Annotated in this window: 14 protein-coding genes and 1 pseudogene; 7 read left to right on the top strand and 8 right to left on the bottom strand. The window is 40.4% G+C overall.

Annotation, left to right across the window (positions count from 1 at the left end):
- Positions 1-28: 28 nt before the first annotated feature.
- The gene (locus UH38_RS16865) at positions 29-1,183 is read right to left on the bottom strand and encodes a pyridoxal-phosphate-dependent aminotransferase family protein (RefSeq protein ID WP_045055837.1); all 1,155 of its coding nucleotides are present in this window, start codon (positions 1,181-1,183) and stop codon (positions 29-31) included.
- A gap of 130 nt (positions 1,184-1,313) precedes the next feature.
- Entirely contained in the window at positions 1,314-2,483 is a 1,170-nt protein-coding gene (locus UH38_RS16860) for a baeRF7 domain-containing protein (protein ID WP_045055836.1), read from the bottom strand.
- A 265-nt stretch (positions 2,484-2,748) separates the two neighbouring features.
- Here UH38_RS16860 and UH38_RS16855 point away from each other — a divergent pair, with 265 nt between their 5' ends.
- Positions 2,749-3,825 carry a PEP-CTERM sorting domain-containing protein gene (locus UH38_RS16855; RefSeq protein WP_045055835.1) on the top strand — a complete coding sequence of 359 codons (1,077 nt, stop codon included), beginning with the start codon at positions 2,749-2,751 and terminating at the stop codon, positions 3,823-3,825.
- 266 nt (positions 3,826-4,091) lie between these two features.
- On the opposite strand, the gene UH38_RS24925 is transcribed toward UH38_RS16855, so the two are convergent.
- The 4 genes from UH38_RS24925 to UH38_RS16835 form a co-directional block, all read right to left on the bottom strand.
- Positions 4,092-5,069, bottom strand: coding sequence for a tetratricopeptide repeat protein (locus UH38_RS24925; RefSeq protein WP_052672430.1), 978 nt, complete (start codon positions 5,067-5,069; stop codon positions 4,092-4,094).
- 121 nt (positions 5,070-5,190) lie between these two features.
- The gene (locus UH38_RS16845; protein WP_045055834.1) at positions 5,191-5,652 is read right to left on the bottom strand and encodes an FxLYD domain-containing protein; all 462 of its coding nucleotides are present in this window, start codon (positions 5,650-5,652) and stop codon (positions 5,191-5,193) included.
- 107 nt (positions 5,653-5,759) lie between these two features.
- Positions 5,760-7,301: a multicopper oxidase family protein gene (locus tag UH38_RS16840; protein WP_045055833.1), complete on the bottom strand. Its 1,542-nt coding sequence runs from the start codon at positions 7,299-7,301 to the stop codon at positions 5,760-5,762.
- Between the two features lie 415 nt (positions 7,302-7,716).
- The gene (locus UH38_RS16835) at positions 7,717-8,724 is read right to left on the bottom strand and encodes a hypothetical protein (protein WP_045055832.1); all 1,008 of its coding nucleotides are present in this window, start codon (positions 8,722-8,724) and stop codon (positions 7,717-7,719) included.
- A gap of 67 nt (positions 8,725-8,791) precedes the next feature.
- Between UH38_RS16835 and UH38_RS16830 the strand changes: the two genes are divergently transcribed.
- Together UH38_RS16830 and UH38_RS16825 are read left to right on the top strand one after the other, a co-directional pair.
- The gene (locus tag UH38_RS16830; RefSeq protein ID WP_045055831.1) at positions 8,792-9,346 is read left to right on the top strand and encodes a hypothetical protein; all 555 of its coding nucleotides are present in this window, start codon (positions 8,792-8,794) and stop codon (positions 9,344-9,346) included.
- Positions 9,347-9,629: 283 nt separating this feature from the next.
- Positions 9,630-10,484, top strand: coding sequence for an SDR family oxidoreductase (locus UH38_RS16825; RefSeq protein WP_045055830.1), 855 nt, complete (start codon positions 9,630-9,632; stop codon positions 10,482-10,484).
- A 145-nt stretch (positions 10,485-10,629) separates the two neighbouring features.
- Here UH38_RS16825 and UH38_RS16820 read toward each other — a convergent pair whose 3' ends face one another.
- Entirely contained in the window at positions 10,630-11,079 is a 450-nt protein-coding gene (locus tag UH38_RS16820) for a hemerythrin domain-containing protein (RefSeq protein WP_045055829.1), read from the bottom strand.
- Positions 11,080-11,261: 182 nt separating this feature from the next.
- Positions 11,262-12,296 (bottom strand): hemerythrin domain-containing protein, encoded by a 1,035-nt coding sequence (locus UH38_RS16815; RefSeq protein ID WP_045055828.1) that lies wholly within the window; start codon positions 12,294-12,296, stop codon positions 11,262-11,264.
- 364 nt (positions 12,297-12,660) lie between these two features.
- Between UH38_RS16815 and UH38_RS16810 the strand changes: the two genes are divergently transcribed.
- The 4 genes and pseudogenes from UH38_RS16810 to UH38_RS16795 all read left to right on the top strand — a co-directional run bounded on the left by UH38_RS16810 (position 12,661) and on the right by UH38_RS16795 (position 15,417).
- Positions 12,661-13,395 (top strand): LmeA family phospholipid-binding protein, encoded by a 735-nt coding sequence (locus UH38_RS16810; protein ID WP_045055827.1) that lies wholly within the window; start codon positions 12,661-12,663, stop codon positions 13,393-13,395.
- A gap of 50 nt (positions 13,396-13,445) precedes the next feature.
- The gene (locus UH38_RS16805) at positions 13,446-13,991 is read left to right on the top strand and encodes a DUF2231 domain-containing protein (protein ID WP_045055826.1); all 546 of its coding nucleotides are present in this window, start codon (positions 13,446-13,448) and stop codon (positions 13,989-13,991) included.
- A 65-nt stretch (positions 13,992-14,056) separates the two neighbouring features.
- A pseudogene (locus UH38_RS28240) lies at positions 14,057-14,461 on the top strand (ribosomal maturation YjgA family protein).
- A gap of 401 nt (positions 14,462-14,862) precedes the next feature.
- Positions 14,863-15,417 (top strand): HPP family protein, encoded by a 555-nt coding sequence (locus UH38_RS16795; RefSeq protein WP_045055866.1) that lies wholly within the window; start codon positions 14,863-14,865, stop codon positions 15,415-15,417.
- The last annotated feature ends 337 nt before the right edge of the window (positions 15,418-15,754 follow it).

Here is a 15,754-nt window from a genome sequence, read left to right as displayed (position 1 = left end):
CGCTTTTTTGATATTCTAATATTGACACTTAGGATTGAGCAAAAACTCTAGTTGCTGCGGCTACCCCAGATCCAGGCGTAAACCCTTCATAGCCTAGTTCTTGCAGGACAACTTCTAGAGAAGCGATCGCACTTAAGACATCGCGATCGCTGACAAAGCCCAAATGCCCGATGCGGAAGATTTTGTTTTTCAAATGGTCTTGTCCGCCAGCTAAGGCAATATCAAAGCGCTTTTTCATTAGATTGCGAATTGGATCTGCTTCTATTCCTTGAGGTGCAACCGAAGTAATTGCTGGGCTTGCATTAGTATCTGGGGCGAATAGAGGCATATTCAAACCCTTAATTGCCGCACGAGTAGCATTCATTAACCTTTGGTGGCGGCTGAATATCGATTCTAAGCCTTCAGCCTGCATCATGCCCAAAGTAGCGTGCAAAGCCACCATCAAATTGACAGGTGGAGTAAAAGGAGTAGTATTTTTTGCTGCTGATTTGCGGTATTTACCTAAATCCAAATAGTAGCGAGGCAGTTTTGCAGTTTTATAAGCTTCCCACGCTTTCGGACTAACGGCAACAAAACCCAAACCTGGGGGAATCATATAGCCTTTTTGCGAACCAGAAGCAACTACATCCAAACCCCAAGCATCCATCGGCAGATTTACCGCGCCGAGACTGGTCACAGCATCAACAATCATCAAAGCTTCACCGTGTTCTTTGACGAGGCGGCTAATTGTCTCTAAGTCATTAAGTACGCCTGTAGAAGTTTCGCTATGAGTAACGACCACTGCTTTAATTTGCTTTTCGGTATCTTGCGTTAGTTTTTCCGCAAATTGTTGGGTGTCGAGAGGTTGTCCCCATTCGGCAGTAATTCTTTCCACATTCAGACCGTAAGCATCGCCAACTTCTGCCCAACGTTCGCCAAATTTGCCATTGCAGCCAACTAAAATGCGATCGCCAAGGCTGAGGAAATTAATTATTCCTGCTTCTACAGCGCCCGTTCCGCTAGTAGTGAGCATCATTACGTCGCTTTGGGTTTGGTGCAACCATTTGAGGTTTTGGGTCATTTCCCCAATCAGGTTGCTAAATTCGCTGGTACGATGCCCAATGGGGTGCTTTGCTAAAGCAAGTAAAGCCGTTTCTGGTACTGGAGTAGGACCTGGAATCATCAGCATGAGTTTGTCGTCCATTGTTACCTTACCTGTTTAAATAAGTATCAAGAATATTTAGGATGGCACAATTCTGGACGAATGAGCGCTGCTAGGAAAGTTAATGTTAAAGTCCGAAAGAAAAGTATGGCGATCGCAATTTAATTTGTTTTTAGTATCGGAAAATAGCTGCTGCAGTTGCTCCATCTGGCACATTATCCGGCTCTACTGCATAAACCGTACCTCCATTTAATAGTGTATGAATTGCCGCAAAATCTAGCATATCTTCGTCATCTGCCTCTGCTTCTGGATGAATGTAAACTGTCATATTATCTGGGTCAAATTCGCCCCAAAGTTGCTTTCCTACTGGCACAAATAAAGCATCAACTCGCTGAAAATAAGCTGCGGGAATAATTTCTTGAGGATCGGATGAAGCTTTGCCTGTATCGGAACCTGCAAGTTCCTGGTAGCGCTCTTTAGCTGCTTGTTCTGCTTGATTTAAGATTGGCTCAACAATCTGCCAAGCTTGAGCTTGTAATTCCTCTGGTTTGAGAATTTCTGGATTGCCAGTAATGCCTTCTTCAACTAAATGCTGGTAAGTGTTTGCTTCTTTATAAATTGGGTGAAGATATTCAACTGCTGCGAGTATCAAAGGAGCTTTTCGATTGCGTAACTTCTGATGCAATGCGTCATCAACAGCATGGAAAAATTGTCGGATTTGTTCTTGATGTTTATCGCGATCTGGGCTTCCTTGTCCGTGAAATGCGCCAGGTTGAGCAAAAGAATTAGACGTTCCGCCTTTGGATGCAGCTATTCTAAACTGCCCTTCTTTAGCAGTTTCATCTAAATTGAGCGCTTCATCTAGGCTATGAGGCATATTTTGTACTTTCACCTCTTTGACGTTATAAGGTGTTGCTTCAAAGAACCTAACGTCTTTTTGGCTGAGGGCTAAAATGTAGAATCTGCGATCGCTGTTAATTAGTGCTAGCAGAGGTTTGAGGTGAAATTGGTCGCTGACGACTACTAATTCTTGAAACTCAACGGGTAAAGAGTAATAGCGAAATAATTGGGGAGAAATAAATATCGCCAATCCGTCATCATGATTTTCCCAAAATTCAAGAGTATCGAGTTCCTGCGCTTGTTTCAACAATGCACTTGCTTCTGGTTCAAGAATGCCTATTTCATCTAGGCGTTGTTCAACTTGACGGATGAGGTTTTTAAAGCGAATAGGATTTTGCTTAAATTCTGCTCCTGCCTTGAGTACGGGCATATATAGGGAAATGCAAGGTTTTTGAGGATTTTCTACTAATGTTTTGAGTTCGTCTAGAGATAGTAGTGGCATGAGTATTTGACTCCTATCTGATAATTTCAAGCCTAATTAGCCCTATTTCAAATGCAGATTGAGCAGCTTTCATCTCTCTTTCGAGGAGTTGTAGACAAAAGACTTCGCATTTGTGCAACGACTAAAAATAGTATTTTATACACGTACTATTTATATCTTTTGACTTATTCCAGGCAACGTAAAAAACTGTTAGCCTCAGCTACGGGTGCATCGGCTTAATTTGACAGAGATTTTGTGTAAATACCTATTTTGTAAGCACGAGCAAATGAAAAGTAACTTAGGCAAAAGCGCGTACACCTCTGGTGTCGGCGGAGCCATCGCCCTTTGTGTTTCCACAGTAGTAGGATTGACTACTTTACCTGCCCAATCTGCGTTGCTAGTAAGTAGCTCTGGTGACAACAGCATCAAACAGTACGATGAGACGACAGGGGCTTATATCCGCGATTTTGTGACTTCTGGTAGCGGCGGTTTATTCAACCCTCAAGGCTTGACGTTGGGACCAAATGGCAATTTATTTGTTGCTAGCGGGGATAGCGTTAAAGAGTACAGCGGTACTACTGGAGAATACATCAAAGATTTTGCTGGTAGTGGACTAAGTGATGCAAAAGGGTTGAGTTTTGCCCCCGATGGTAGTTTATTTGTTGTTAGTGATTTTATCCCAGGTACAGAACAGGAAGTAGCAGGACCCAATGTTGTAAGTTGGAGTAGTGGTTTACTACAATATGATGGTACTACTGGAGAGTTGATAGGTAACATTCCTACTGGTGGTTCAGGCAGAGGTTTAATTGCTACAGGACCTCAGCCAGTTGATGTAGTGATTGGCGGACCAGATAATAATCTCTTTATCAGTTCAGGTAGCGCTCGGTTCAATAGTGGTGGTATTGGAGTGTACGATTCAACGACAAGAGCGCCTGTTGGCGGACTGCCAAATCAAGTCTCATTTCTCGATCCAGGAGGATTAGCTGTAGACGATAGCGATATTTTCTACACTAATTTTTCCACAAGCGTCGGTCGCGCTGACTTAGCGACTGGAATTGGCGATTCATCATTTATTGGTAGTGGGGAATTAAATGGAGCCGAAGACGTAACTATTGGGAGTAATGGCAACCTATTTGTTAGCGATTTTGGTTCCGATAGTATCAAACAGTACGATCGCCAAACCGGTGATTTCTTAGGTGACTTTGTAGCTTCTGGTAGTGGTGGTTTATCTGCTCCCACCTACGTGACCACTGCAAATGTTCCAGTTCCCGAACCTTCTTCTGTATTAGGTGTACTAGCGTTTGGTGGATTATTTGCTGGCGGTGCTTTACGCCGTAAGCGAGGAGTTAAATTGCCAAAATAAGCTGCATATCTTTAATAGCAGTTATTTTAGGGAAGCAGTTGCAATGCAACTGCTTTCTTGATGATTTAGCGATCGCTCTATTAACAATTGCGACAATTAATTTGCCCTAAAATCTACAAAATCTCTACCTTTAAGTTTATTTACTTATGTGCTGATACTTTATATCTTCCCCATAGGGTGCATCAGTTCGAGCGGACGAATGGTTTTAGTCATCAACTGTAAGTTTTGTTTAAGTTACACCGCTAGCCGGAACTAAAAAATTCTTGCTATCTTGTCGCTCGTGCTGGGACTAAGCGTTGCTTAAGTGCTTGCGAGAGGTTTCTTGCTTCCTGTAATTCTGCTACATATCCTTGCTCAGAAAAAAGTTTTGCAGCTTGTTGATAGTCTGCGATCGCTTTTTCGTGCAGCCTTGCAGATTCTCGCTCGTCTTTGCTATATCTTTTAATGTTGCCTAACTTGACATAAAGCTTACCTCGATTGAGATAAGCTTCAGCGCGAGCGGGATTAATAGCGATCGCGTTTTCATAGTCTTTCATTGCCGCTTGATAGTTTCCCAACCTAGCTTGCACAGCACCTCTATGGGTATAGCCAATACCATCTTCAGGATACAGTTCGATTGCTTTACCGTAATCTCCCATTGCGTGATGATAGTTGCCGACAATCTCGTATATTTCTCCTCGGCTGACGTAATTAGACCAATATAAGGGATTTAGTGCGATCGCTTGGGTGTAATCTTTAACTGCGGCTTTATAGTCCTTCATGTGGCGAAGAAGTTCCCCCCGCAAGCGGTAGGTTGTTTCGTGTTCCGAATTCATTACCAGCACTTTATTAAAGTCAGCAAGTGCGCCTTGATAGTTTTTCTTAGCAAGTTTTTCTAATCCTTGGTTCACCAACTGCTCAACCTCACGTTCTTGAGGCGTATGTGTTGGAACCTCGAAGTGTTCAATTTCTTCTTCAGTTATTTCAGCTTGTCCTTGAGGAGGAGTTTTTAGGGATGAATTTTGTTCTTGTGTAGTTGTTCTATTTAACAATGAATCCTGCTTTCGCTCTGAAGTTGTTGGCGATGAGCGATGTCCTTGTGTGGTTGTATTTGTAGGTGATGAATGATCGCTGTGTTGTGAGTTTGCAGGTACTAAATAAGCTATAACATTTAGCCCACTTAATGCAGTTACTATTCCTATTTTTACTCTTCGATTTAGGAAAGGAAGTGTAGCTTTATTTTGTGTATTTTTGCTTGTATTCATGAGAATCGTTAGAAACAATAGTTAATTAGTGTTTTGTGTAGATATTACTTGTACTTGAATGTTGCCATAATTATCTTCGCTGCAAAAGGAAAATATAATTTATGTGCTTTAAAACTATTTATTACTCATATTTAATTACTTCTACCTTAACTCCATCTTCTGGTAAGCCGTCTATGCTACTACCGATCCCTGCATTAAAGGAAAGTGATTCTCCTGGCTGCAAACCATTACCTGTTTCTACTTGAATATTACTAGCAGCAACAACTCGATTATTTGCTAGTAATTGAAAGTATATTGTTTTTAAAAGTATTACTTTATTAGATCGATTGGTAACAGAGCCTTGAATTCCAGCAGATTTAAGACCAGCTATTGGCGGTTGAAATTCAAGACCGCTAAACTCTAAAGGTTCTGCTGTTTGCTCGTCATTTAGAGTACATAATTTATTTAGTTCAACTACTGTACCTGCTGTTGTAATCAAAAAACAGCCTGAATATTCTTGAGCAATAACGCTTTTAAATGTAGCGATCGCACAAACGAATGGAAGCAGGGCGATGCCTATAGTAGTTGATATATACTTTTGCATTGTCTTACCCACAACTATTATCTGTGCTTAATAGAGGTGTGAATAAAGCTCTATTACTAAGGTTTTCGTAGAGCGGTCGCACTGGGGCGATCGCCCTCAACTAAGAATTAAGGAAAATTAGGTACAGTAGGTGGCGTAAACGTTCGACTAGGTATCACCTCAAACTGACTCATCATGTCATGGTCTTCGTGGTATGCGTTGTGGCAATGGAAAACAAATCTACCTGTGTAAGGAGCCCATCTACCAATAACGCGGACGTGTTCGTTTTGACCGATAAAAGCAGTATCTTTTAGCCCGCGCTCGTATGGGAAAGGCGGTTTACCATTACGGTCAAGAATCTTAAATCCGTTAATTATCAAGTGAATGTGGATAGGATGCCACCAACCACCTGCTTTGTTGTACAATTCCCAAATTTCAATATCGCCATTAGTAGGAGTAGCATCTACTCTTTGCGTATCCCAGACTAAACCGTTGATTGCCCACAATCCATTTCGTCTTCCCCACTCGAACTTGCGAGTTCGTACAGCATTAGCTGGAATAAACTCTTGTTCCATAATTCTTTGTACGTCAGGACGCAGTACAGAGGGAATTGTGGTGGTATCCGCTTCTTGGCGCACCACGTCAAAACGCATAATAGGTGTGGGATCGCCTATATCGTCCCAGATGTTTTGTAACACTACCTGAGTGCCAACGGGATATTTAGAAAAGTCAATAATGAATTCGTATCGTTCTGCCGCACCTATTCTAAAACTTTCCACCGTCTGCGGTCTAGGCATCAGTGCAGTATCAGTCCCAATCATAATAAAGGGATCTCCCGTACTGAGGCGATAGTGATGAGCTAATAAATCTGACCCATTCAAAACTCGGAAGCGATACTTTTTAGTACCTACTTCCATTCTGGGCATTGGCGCACCATTTACAAGGAAGATATTCCCTGCAACGCCTTGATTGCCTTGAACTTCATAAATCAACTGCCCGTCAGGTGCAAATAACCTATCTGCAATTACTAAAGGAATATCGTCTACACCATAAGTTTTTGGGATAGGTAGTTGAGCTTCTACTTCATCTCTGAGTATGTATAAACCAGTTAGCCCTCTATATAAGTGCGTCGAAGTCATGTGCAGAGCATGATCGTGATACCACATTGTGGTAGCCAAGTTTAAATTAGGATACTTATATATCTGGGATTGACCTGGTTGAATCAGGTCTACTGGGTAGCCATCGTATGTATGTAGCGTTGACTGTCCATGCAAGTGAGTTGACACTGGATCTGGCAGTCTATTAACTTGGCTGACATTTACTAAGCGATTTTTCTGGGCAATAATTGTCGGTCCAGGATAAATACCGTTGTAACCCCAAATGCGAGTTGGTGGTAATCCTGGAATAATCTGCTGATTTGCCTCCTGCTGCACGATAGTGTAGTAATCAGTTGTGGCATCTCTGCGTGTAGGTTGAAGTACCGGAGGAATGGGAAGTTTAACTTGAAAGGGAGGTGGTGGGTCGATGGGTTCAGCTATAGGATCTTGAGGAAAATTGCCTCCTTCATAAATGTCCTTTGCCCAAGTACGCTGTGCCAGCCCTACGGGTAGTAAAAGTCCGCCGCCTGCTAGCGCACCTAGTTTGAGTAATTCTCTTCTGTTGAATCCCACTTTTGTCTCCTCATTACCCTTGCTTTGTGTAATTAACTATCTGTACTTGCATCCGAATTCTTTATTGCTTGTCAAACTCAGATTGCAGTTGAATTTCAGTTACTCAAAAAATCAAAATCATCCAACTTTGTTAAGCTCATACATTTTCACAACTTAATAGTCATCAAGTGCCTAAGTTATGTCTAAGCTATGTATAATTTGTGACTAATTTATGGAAATAAAAAAGTTTATAAAAACAGCATTAGTAGAAATAGAAATAATTAGATTAAAACATCTATCGCAGGAATTAAATAATTAGAAAGTAAGCAGTTTTTTAGCAATTAATAGTAAATATACTTAAAGACAACCTCACCTAGTAAGCAGATTATGAAATATTTGGGTGCATGAGCGATCGCCAAAAAACTTGCCCTTTTCCCTACTTTCGTTCTGACCAAATAGGTAATTTATTAACGTCTTGCAGCGTTAAATCTACATAAGTCACGCCCTTGGAATTGACCATAGCTTGACCAAAATACCCCTCATCGCCGTCATGAGTATGAGGACCGCTACTTTGAACTGCATAATGGTTCTGTATCCGCGCTTGATTGAATGGTGATGCTACACTCCAACGCCAGCGCGAAGGAAAGACGATCGCACCAATATTTTCCACCCAATCTCGTTCCCCGTGTAAGTGGTAAACGCGATCGCTAGCTATAAATCCATTTGTACCTGCAAATACGCCACCTAAAGAGATGACAGTAATTTCAGTGTTTAGCCTGCGATTGAGATAATCCGCCGCACCCAAGGCAACTTGAACGCCGCCGCTAGTACCAACGAGAATAAGTTGCAATGGTTGTTTTGTCCCTTTAGGAATAGGCTGCTGCGCTTCCATGCGCTCGATTACTGCTGTCGCAATGCCTTGGTTGTATATTGGACCGTAGCGAGGATCGGCAGAAATGGCAAATCGCCACAAATTACGAATTTTGATAATAACATTTGTTACCGCCAGCCAACCTTGAGCGCGATCGGCAAAGTTCCATAAGGGAGCAAGTACCCGCTTTCCGCCTAAGCTTTCATTGTTTGCTGAGTAAGGAAATACATCGCTAACGGCGATACAGTTAGGATGAGAGGCAATTATCTGGTCTAAAAATACCTCTTCTCCTGGCGTTAGTTGGTTTGCGGAGAAATCTCCTACTCCTGGTAGAAAGACAATATAACAACTTAGCTGCGAAGATTTAGGAGTTGAATTTGTGTTGTTGCTTGGTGGCAACACTTTAGAATTGCTTCTCAATCCCAGTAAATCCACACCCTCATTTGCCCACCAAATTAACGTTCCAACAGGTGAAATCGTACCCCAAACTAACAAAATTATTAGTGCTATTGTTAATAGTCTTAAACTCCCGCCTCGCAACCAGAAAATTATTTTAGCTAGTAATTGCAGCATTTAATATATAGTTAATAACTTAAGTTAAATAATAACCTACAGTTATTTAAAATTATAGGAATTGATAGTGAGGAACAAAGAAACAAGAAGAGGGCTATTAAAAACATTGGGCAGCGCTTTAGCTTTGGATGCTAACTTTTATGAGGATGCGCGTAGCACGCCTTTAACCGATCGCGTAGCTCAAACAATTGTTATTTTAGCTGCTATTTCTCACGCTTTGGGTACTGCTGTAGTTTTCATCATCAACTGGACAGCTATTTCTATTTTGCCTTTAGTGCTTTTAGTCGATGGTCTTAGCGTTTTATTAGGATATTATTTTTGGACTTTAACTATTTGGCTAATTGGTAAGTTAATAAGACAAAATCCGCCAAGCTATAAAGATCTATTAATTCCTATTGGGTTTGCTTATGCACCTCAAGTCCTCAACTTTTTAACATTAATTCCACTTTTAGGGGAGCCGATTGAACTTATTTTGTCTGTTTGGAGTTTATTAACTGTAGTTGTTGCAGCCCGCCAAGGATTAGATATTAACACTGCTTGGTCTACTGTAATTTGTTTATTGGGATGGCCCTTGGTGCAAATAGCTATCGGTTTTATTCAAGAAGCTTGGAGTGGATTTTAGCGATCGCATCTATTAATAAATAGCTAAGTTATTAACATCACAGTTAGAAAATTTTTGTCTGCCTCAAGATTGATAATCAAATATTTTTATCTCTCCTTAGCATGAGAATTTAACATACTCCAGTTGGTAAATTTTTAGTTAGCCGATAACAACTAAATTTGGCTGGTAGGGAAATGGTATTTAAAGGAAAAATATCCCTTCTTTTTCCTTTTCCCAGCCAAAAGCGCAATGCTTATTTAGTTAAAGGTCGTTTTAATACAATACTATTGAGGAGCTAAATGATATGCCAGAAGAACTACAACCGCCGCAATCTCAAGACCAACAACCAGGTATAGAATCGGAAATGACCCCCAAACCCAAAGCTGACGATTCTCAGTATCGCGGTAGCGGGAAATTAGAGGGTAAAGTTGCTTTAATTACAGGTGCAGATAGCGGTATTGGTCGCGCGGTGGCGATCGCATTTGCCAAAGAAGGCGCAGATGTAGCGATCGCCTACTTAAACGAACACGACGACGCTAAAGAAACAAAGCAGTTAGTAGAAAAACAAGGTCGTCGTGCTGTAGCGATTGCTGGTGATATTGGCAGTGAAAACTTTTGTCAGCAATTGGTACAACAAACAGTTGATGAATTTGGCCAACTCGATATTTTAGTTAACAATGCAGCCGAACAGCACCCACAAGAAAGTATTGAGGATATTACCGCCGAACAGTTGGAGAGAACTTTCCGCACTAATATTTTTTCGATGTTTTTCTTGACTAAAGCAGCGATGAAGCACCTCAAAGAAGGTAGTGCGATCGTCAATACTACCTCTGTAACTGCATATAAAGGCAACCAGCAATTATTAGATTATTCCTCAACCAAAGGGGCAATTGTTGCCTTTACGCGATCGCTTTCCCAAAGTTTGGTAGAAAAAGGTATTCGCGTCAATGCTGTTGCGCCTGGTCCAATTTGGACACCATTGATTCCTGCTACTTTCCCTGAAGATAAAGTTGCAAGCTTCGGCAAAGAAGTACCAATGGCAAGAGCGGGACAACCAGAAGAAGTTGCTCCTAGCTTTGTATTTTTAGCTTCAGATGATGCGTCTTATATGTCAGGTCAAGTTTTACATCCCAACGGTGGTGCTGTAGTTAATGGCTAAATTGTCATAAAACCAAGGTGAGATTCAAATTTTTCTATAATTTCGCTTAAGCTTGAAAAGTGAGAAGATAATATGCTATCTTCTCACTTTTTTGTAGATTTTAAGATAATTTTATGACTTTTCGAGCGAGAGTTGAATGCAAATTTTAATTCATCATTAGTTCTTGTTGTAACTTATTTTTAAGGTCGACAAATTTATTGCCTAATTGTTCTTTTTCCTGCTGGCTTACTAATTTCTGAGATTGCATAAAAATAAATTTTTCTTCTTTCTCCCAGTGTTGATAAACCACCTGTTTGAGTTGCTGAAACTTATGTTTAAATTCAGATGAAGTAGGACTAAAAAATTCCATTTCTTCTAATAATTTCTTTGATTCTTGATGCTCTGCTTTAGCAACTTCAATTAATTCTTCATTTCCTTGATATTTGCTCATAGATGTATATAAAGTTGACTCTTCAGCTTGAGAATATGTAATTAATTCTTCGTAAATCTTATTAAAGTATTCATATAACTTTTCAGTTTCTTGTGCAGTCTCAATTTTTAAAAACAATTCTTTAATTGTTTGACGATTTTGTTTGATTAACTCTAAAATATCCATCAGCCCTTATCACCTCCAAATGATTAATCTTTACGTTAACAAATTGTTGTTGCATAGTGCAGCATAATAGAAAAAAATTAGTGCAATTCCGATAAAAAAGTCTACCGTTTTGCATTGGTAGACTTTTAGCTCAAACTATGTATTTAAGAAATTTGACTCAGACTTAGAACCCAGAACAAAGACTAGGACATCTTTTGTTGGATCTGGCTCTTAGCAGACTTGAACTGTGTAGCCAATTGCTCGCTTTGGTCGCTGCTCATGTTGTCGCGGATAGCGGCAAACATTGTGCTTTCCTCTTGACGAATGTGATCGCCAACAGCATCCATTAGCTTTCTAATCTTCGACTTGAATTCATCTGTTGCTGCTGGATCGGATGCTTTAATTTCGTCTAGCATCTGCTTCATTTCAGCTTGCTCGTCGTACAACTCGGTAGTATCACTTTCGCCGTAGAAAGGACGAACAGCAGGATACACTACTTGCTCTTCAGCTTCAGCATGAGCAAGTAGGTCTTTGTAAATCTGACCGAAATACTCTTGTAACTTTTGCGGATCGTCTGTAGCAGCAACCTGAGTAAACAAAGTATTTACTTTGGCATGATCCATCCGAATGATGTCTTGGATGTTCATGTCCTGCTTGTCGCTAGTTTGGGTAACTACGCTACCTACAACACCGCTTAATGCTGCCATAGCGTCTTGAACGCGACCCCAGATGCCTTGATCTACTTCTTGACCTGTGAGTTCGCGTACGCCAAGAACTTCAAGAACGCCCTTGAGTTGCTCTTGGTGAGCGCGGTTTTCAAAGTTAATAGTGTTTAAGGGAGCGATCGCCGCCAATACGTCAGCACCAATTTTTTGTGCTGCTTTGTGTACTGTCAAACCGCTCATTACTTGCTGGTGCTTGAGCAATTCATGTTGAAATACTTTTTCGTAAATGGTAAGTTCAGAACCTTGCATGAGTTGCTGCAGCTTGTCTACCATTTGCTTAATTGTATCTTTGGGTTCACCTTGAACGCCATACTGCACAATTACTGTGTCTAATACGCCCAAATTCTTTTGGTCATCTTCGAGCATATGCTCAAAGCGGTCGCGAATTTCTTGGTCGTTAATTTCACTGATAAACTTCTGTTCGTTGGAGATGAGCAAGTTTTGAATTGCTTTTATGTCTGCCAACTTAACACCCAGCGCAGAGCGTTTGGTATCATCTAAGGTTGTTACCATTTTTAAATATCCTCTCAAATTTTCGGATCGGCTGATGTTTTTAGGGTGTCACAAATGAACTTTGAATTCCATCCTTCTTTTGACGGATCGGCTACTAATTAAAAAGAAATAATTGAAGATATAGTAGATAAAATGCAGTTATATAAAGGCTCTTAGTAACCGCTTAATATTTTATTCTTTCTAGTTGGCAGACATTTATAGAAAAAATCAATAGATTCTTTAGTTAGATAACTACCTTGACCCTTCTAATAAGGATAAATAATTAAGAAAAAGCTTCCTCCACCAGAAGACAGATACATATTCATAGAGCAAATCGCTAGATTTACGTGAGTAGGGATCAGAAAGTTGAAGCACAATAGTAGTAATGCAAGACCAGCCAGGATTAGGCGAACAAGCCTTGAACAAGGCAGCGGAAGTTGGTATATCTAGCCAACTAGATGAAGTAGAAAATTTAGATGTAGATGTCAAGACCGATCCAATTAAGTTAGTTCAAGGTCAGGTAGATGAAGTAAAAATTGCTGGCGATGGTCTGGTGATGAAAAAAGACCTCCGCGTAGAAGAGTTGGATATGCACATGAAAGGTGTAGCTGTAAATCCACTCAGCGCCACGTTTGGTAAAATTGAACTGACTAAGCCTACTGATGCGAGCGTCCGCGCAGTTCTGACACAAGCAGATATAAACCGCGCCTTTAATTCAGAATACGTGCGATCGCAACTGAGTAATTTGCCAGTGCAACTTGAAGGTGAAACTACCACAATTAGCGCCCAGAAAGTAGATTTTCAACTACCAGGCGACGATAAAGTAGTGCTAAGTGCTAGCGTATCGGCAGGCGATCGCACAAGTCGAGTGGCATTTAGTGCTAAACCAGTAGTTAGCTCCAACGGACAAACCATATCGCTAGAAAATGTCGAGTACGGTGAAGGTGAGGAGCTATCGCCAGAACTAACCAAAGCTTTAGTCGCTCAAACTAGCCAAATTCTCAATCTTAGTAACTTTGACTTACAGGGTATGTCCTTACGTATCAAAAAGCTCAAAGTAGAAGCTGGAAAAATAACTATGCAAGCAGAAGCCCACGTTGAAAAAATCCCTTCTGCTTAGAATTAATTTGTAGAATACAGACGTAATCTCTGGGGAGAGCAGGAAAACACATGGAAACAAGACAGCAAACCAGTAGTACGCCGTTCCCGAATATTCCACCAATAATTGAGAGCGACGATCGCGAATACCAAGATACAGGCGTACCTAGTACAGTAGCGATCGCCGGACATCCTTTGCATCCCTTAAGTGTTATTTTCCCGATTGCCTTTTTAGCAGGCGCTTTAGTAACGGATGCTGTTTATTGGCTATTGCGCGATGAATTTTGGGCGCGAGCATCATTTTGGCTAATTGTTGCTGGCTTAGGTGGCGGGGTTATCGCTGCTATTATTGGCATGAGCGACTTTTTGCAAATAGAAAGAGTCCGCAAGCGTACCGCAGGTTGGGCGCACATGATTCTAAACGTTACCCTTCTAGTTTTAACTGCAATCAACTTAGCATTACGTTGGGGCAATCCTATAGATGGCGTACTACCTTGGGGATTAGTTTTGTCAACGATTGTCGGTACTCTTACTAGCTTGTCTGGGTGGTTTGGTGCGGAGTTGTCTTACCGTCACAAGATAGGCGTAGTTGGTGCAGGTAGCCGCACTCAGCCCTAAATGCTGCTTCTCAATCTTGTAAAAAGTATGTTATACAAGGCACGCAATAACTAACTTCTGCTTGTATGACATTCAATCAAAGTAAATATTTCAATAATATTTTTTCTTTGCTCATCATTACAGCGGTGGGCTTTTTTTTCAAGTTTTATAACGGTTTTGGTCAGCAGTGGCTAAATGATTATGGCGCAGCAATATTTTATGAGATATTTTAGTGTTTATTTGCTTTTTTGTTCGTAAAAAGTCGCAAAACAGTTAACCAAATTCCTATATTGATTTTTGTTGACACCTGCCTGTTAGAATTTTTGCAACTGTGGCATCCGCCTTGATTAGAGCAAATACGTTCTACCCTTGTAGGTAGATTGCTACTTGGTTCTACGTTTTCTTTGTGGGATTTTCCCCATTATGCAATTGGTTGTATTTCAGGCTGGTTGTGGTTGAAACAACTAGCAGCAAAAAGCAATGAGAGTTAAACCAAATTCAAAACAACAAAGTATTAAATTATAAAACTTTCGCTAATCAAGTAAGCTACTCTTTTAAAAACTTTTAAACCTAAAAGTCTATATTTCTCTTTATATAAGCAAAGCTAATTTTATATATAAATTAATATTATAAAGTTTGATTCTTATCTGCAAACTTTACTAAGGTACAATTAGCAAATACGACAAGTCATGGAATCTTGACATTTGTAATTTAGTAATTTTGAAAGCTTAGATTTACCAGTGTAACCCCCTGTTCTCCTCGGCAAAAATTTGTATAACGAGGATTTCACTAAACACTTACTATCATTTACCAATTGTTTAGTTTATTTGCTGTGAAAAATCATCAAGAAAACTTATCCAAAGGACGAACTAATTCTACCTATTTGTCCTGGTTGAATTACAAAATCATTCAGTTGAAATGGAATAACTACTGGTTCAAGATTCGCGGAAAGTGGCGTTCATGTCCTCTAACGTGTCCTATAGATAAACCTAATCACCAGCATATCTTTTGGAGTTGGTTTGGTAGTTTTATCGCCATAGCAACAACGGCTTACCTGTCTACGAAAACTAACACTCCTTTGCTGATGGCTCCCTTCGGTGCTACTAGCGTCTTAATCTTCGGTGTACCTGATAGTCCTTTAGCTCAACCCCGCAATGTCATTGGCGGCAACATCGTAGCTGCTCTAGTTAGCCTAAGTATTCTGTATCTCTTCGGTTCTCACCCTTGGGCAATGGGTTTAGCAGTAGCAACAGCAATTGGGATGATGCAGTTCACCAGAACCGTACATCCACCTTCGGGAGCAGTTGCGTTAGTTGTCATGATGACGAACCCATCTTGGCAATTTCTGCTTACCCCCGTCTTGGAAGGTTCAATTATTCTGGTCTTGTGTGCTGTAGTTTTTAATAATTTGGCAGACGAAAGGAGTTATCCTACCCACTGGTTCTAAACTTTTTAAACTTTATTACTGCATCTATTATTCTCGTAGCCTACCAACTTAATTTTGAAAAGTAATAAGTTGTTTGAGACAAGCAGAAAAGTGTCCTAATAGTAGCTTGTCTTCAGTTGAGATATTAAAGGCGATCGCTCCTGCCTGAAAATCTATCCAATTGCCAGCGCAATCAAACTTAACATAACAGCAGCGGAAAAATACTCGTTAGCTGTGAAGATATCTACTGTTTGAGTTATAAGTGATATTAATCATCTAGCTGTATAAAATTATTCAACCAAAGAATAACAGTATAGCTATACTGGTAAATTTCGATGTAAGCTCGATAAGTTACTCA

This window comes from Aliterella atlantica CENA595 (genome assembly GCF_000952155.1).
GTDB lineage: Bacteria > Cyanobacteriota > Cyanobacteriia > Cyanobacteriales > Chroococcidiopsidaceae > Aliterella > Aliterella atlantica.
This window is presented reverse-complemented; position numbering and strand designations above follow the sequence as displayed.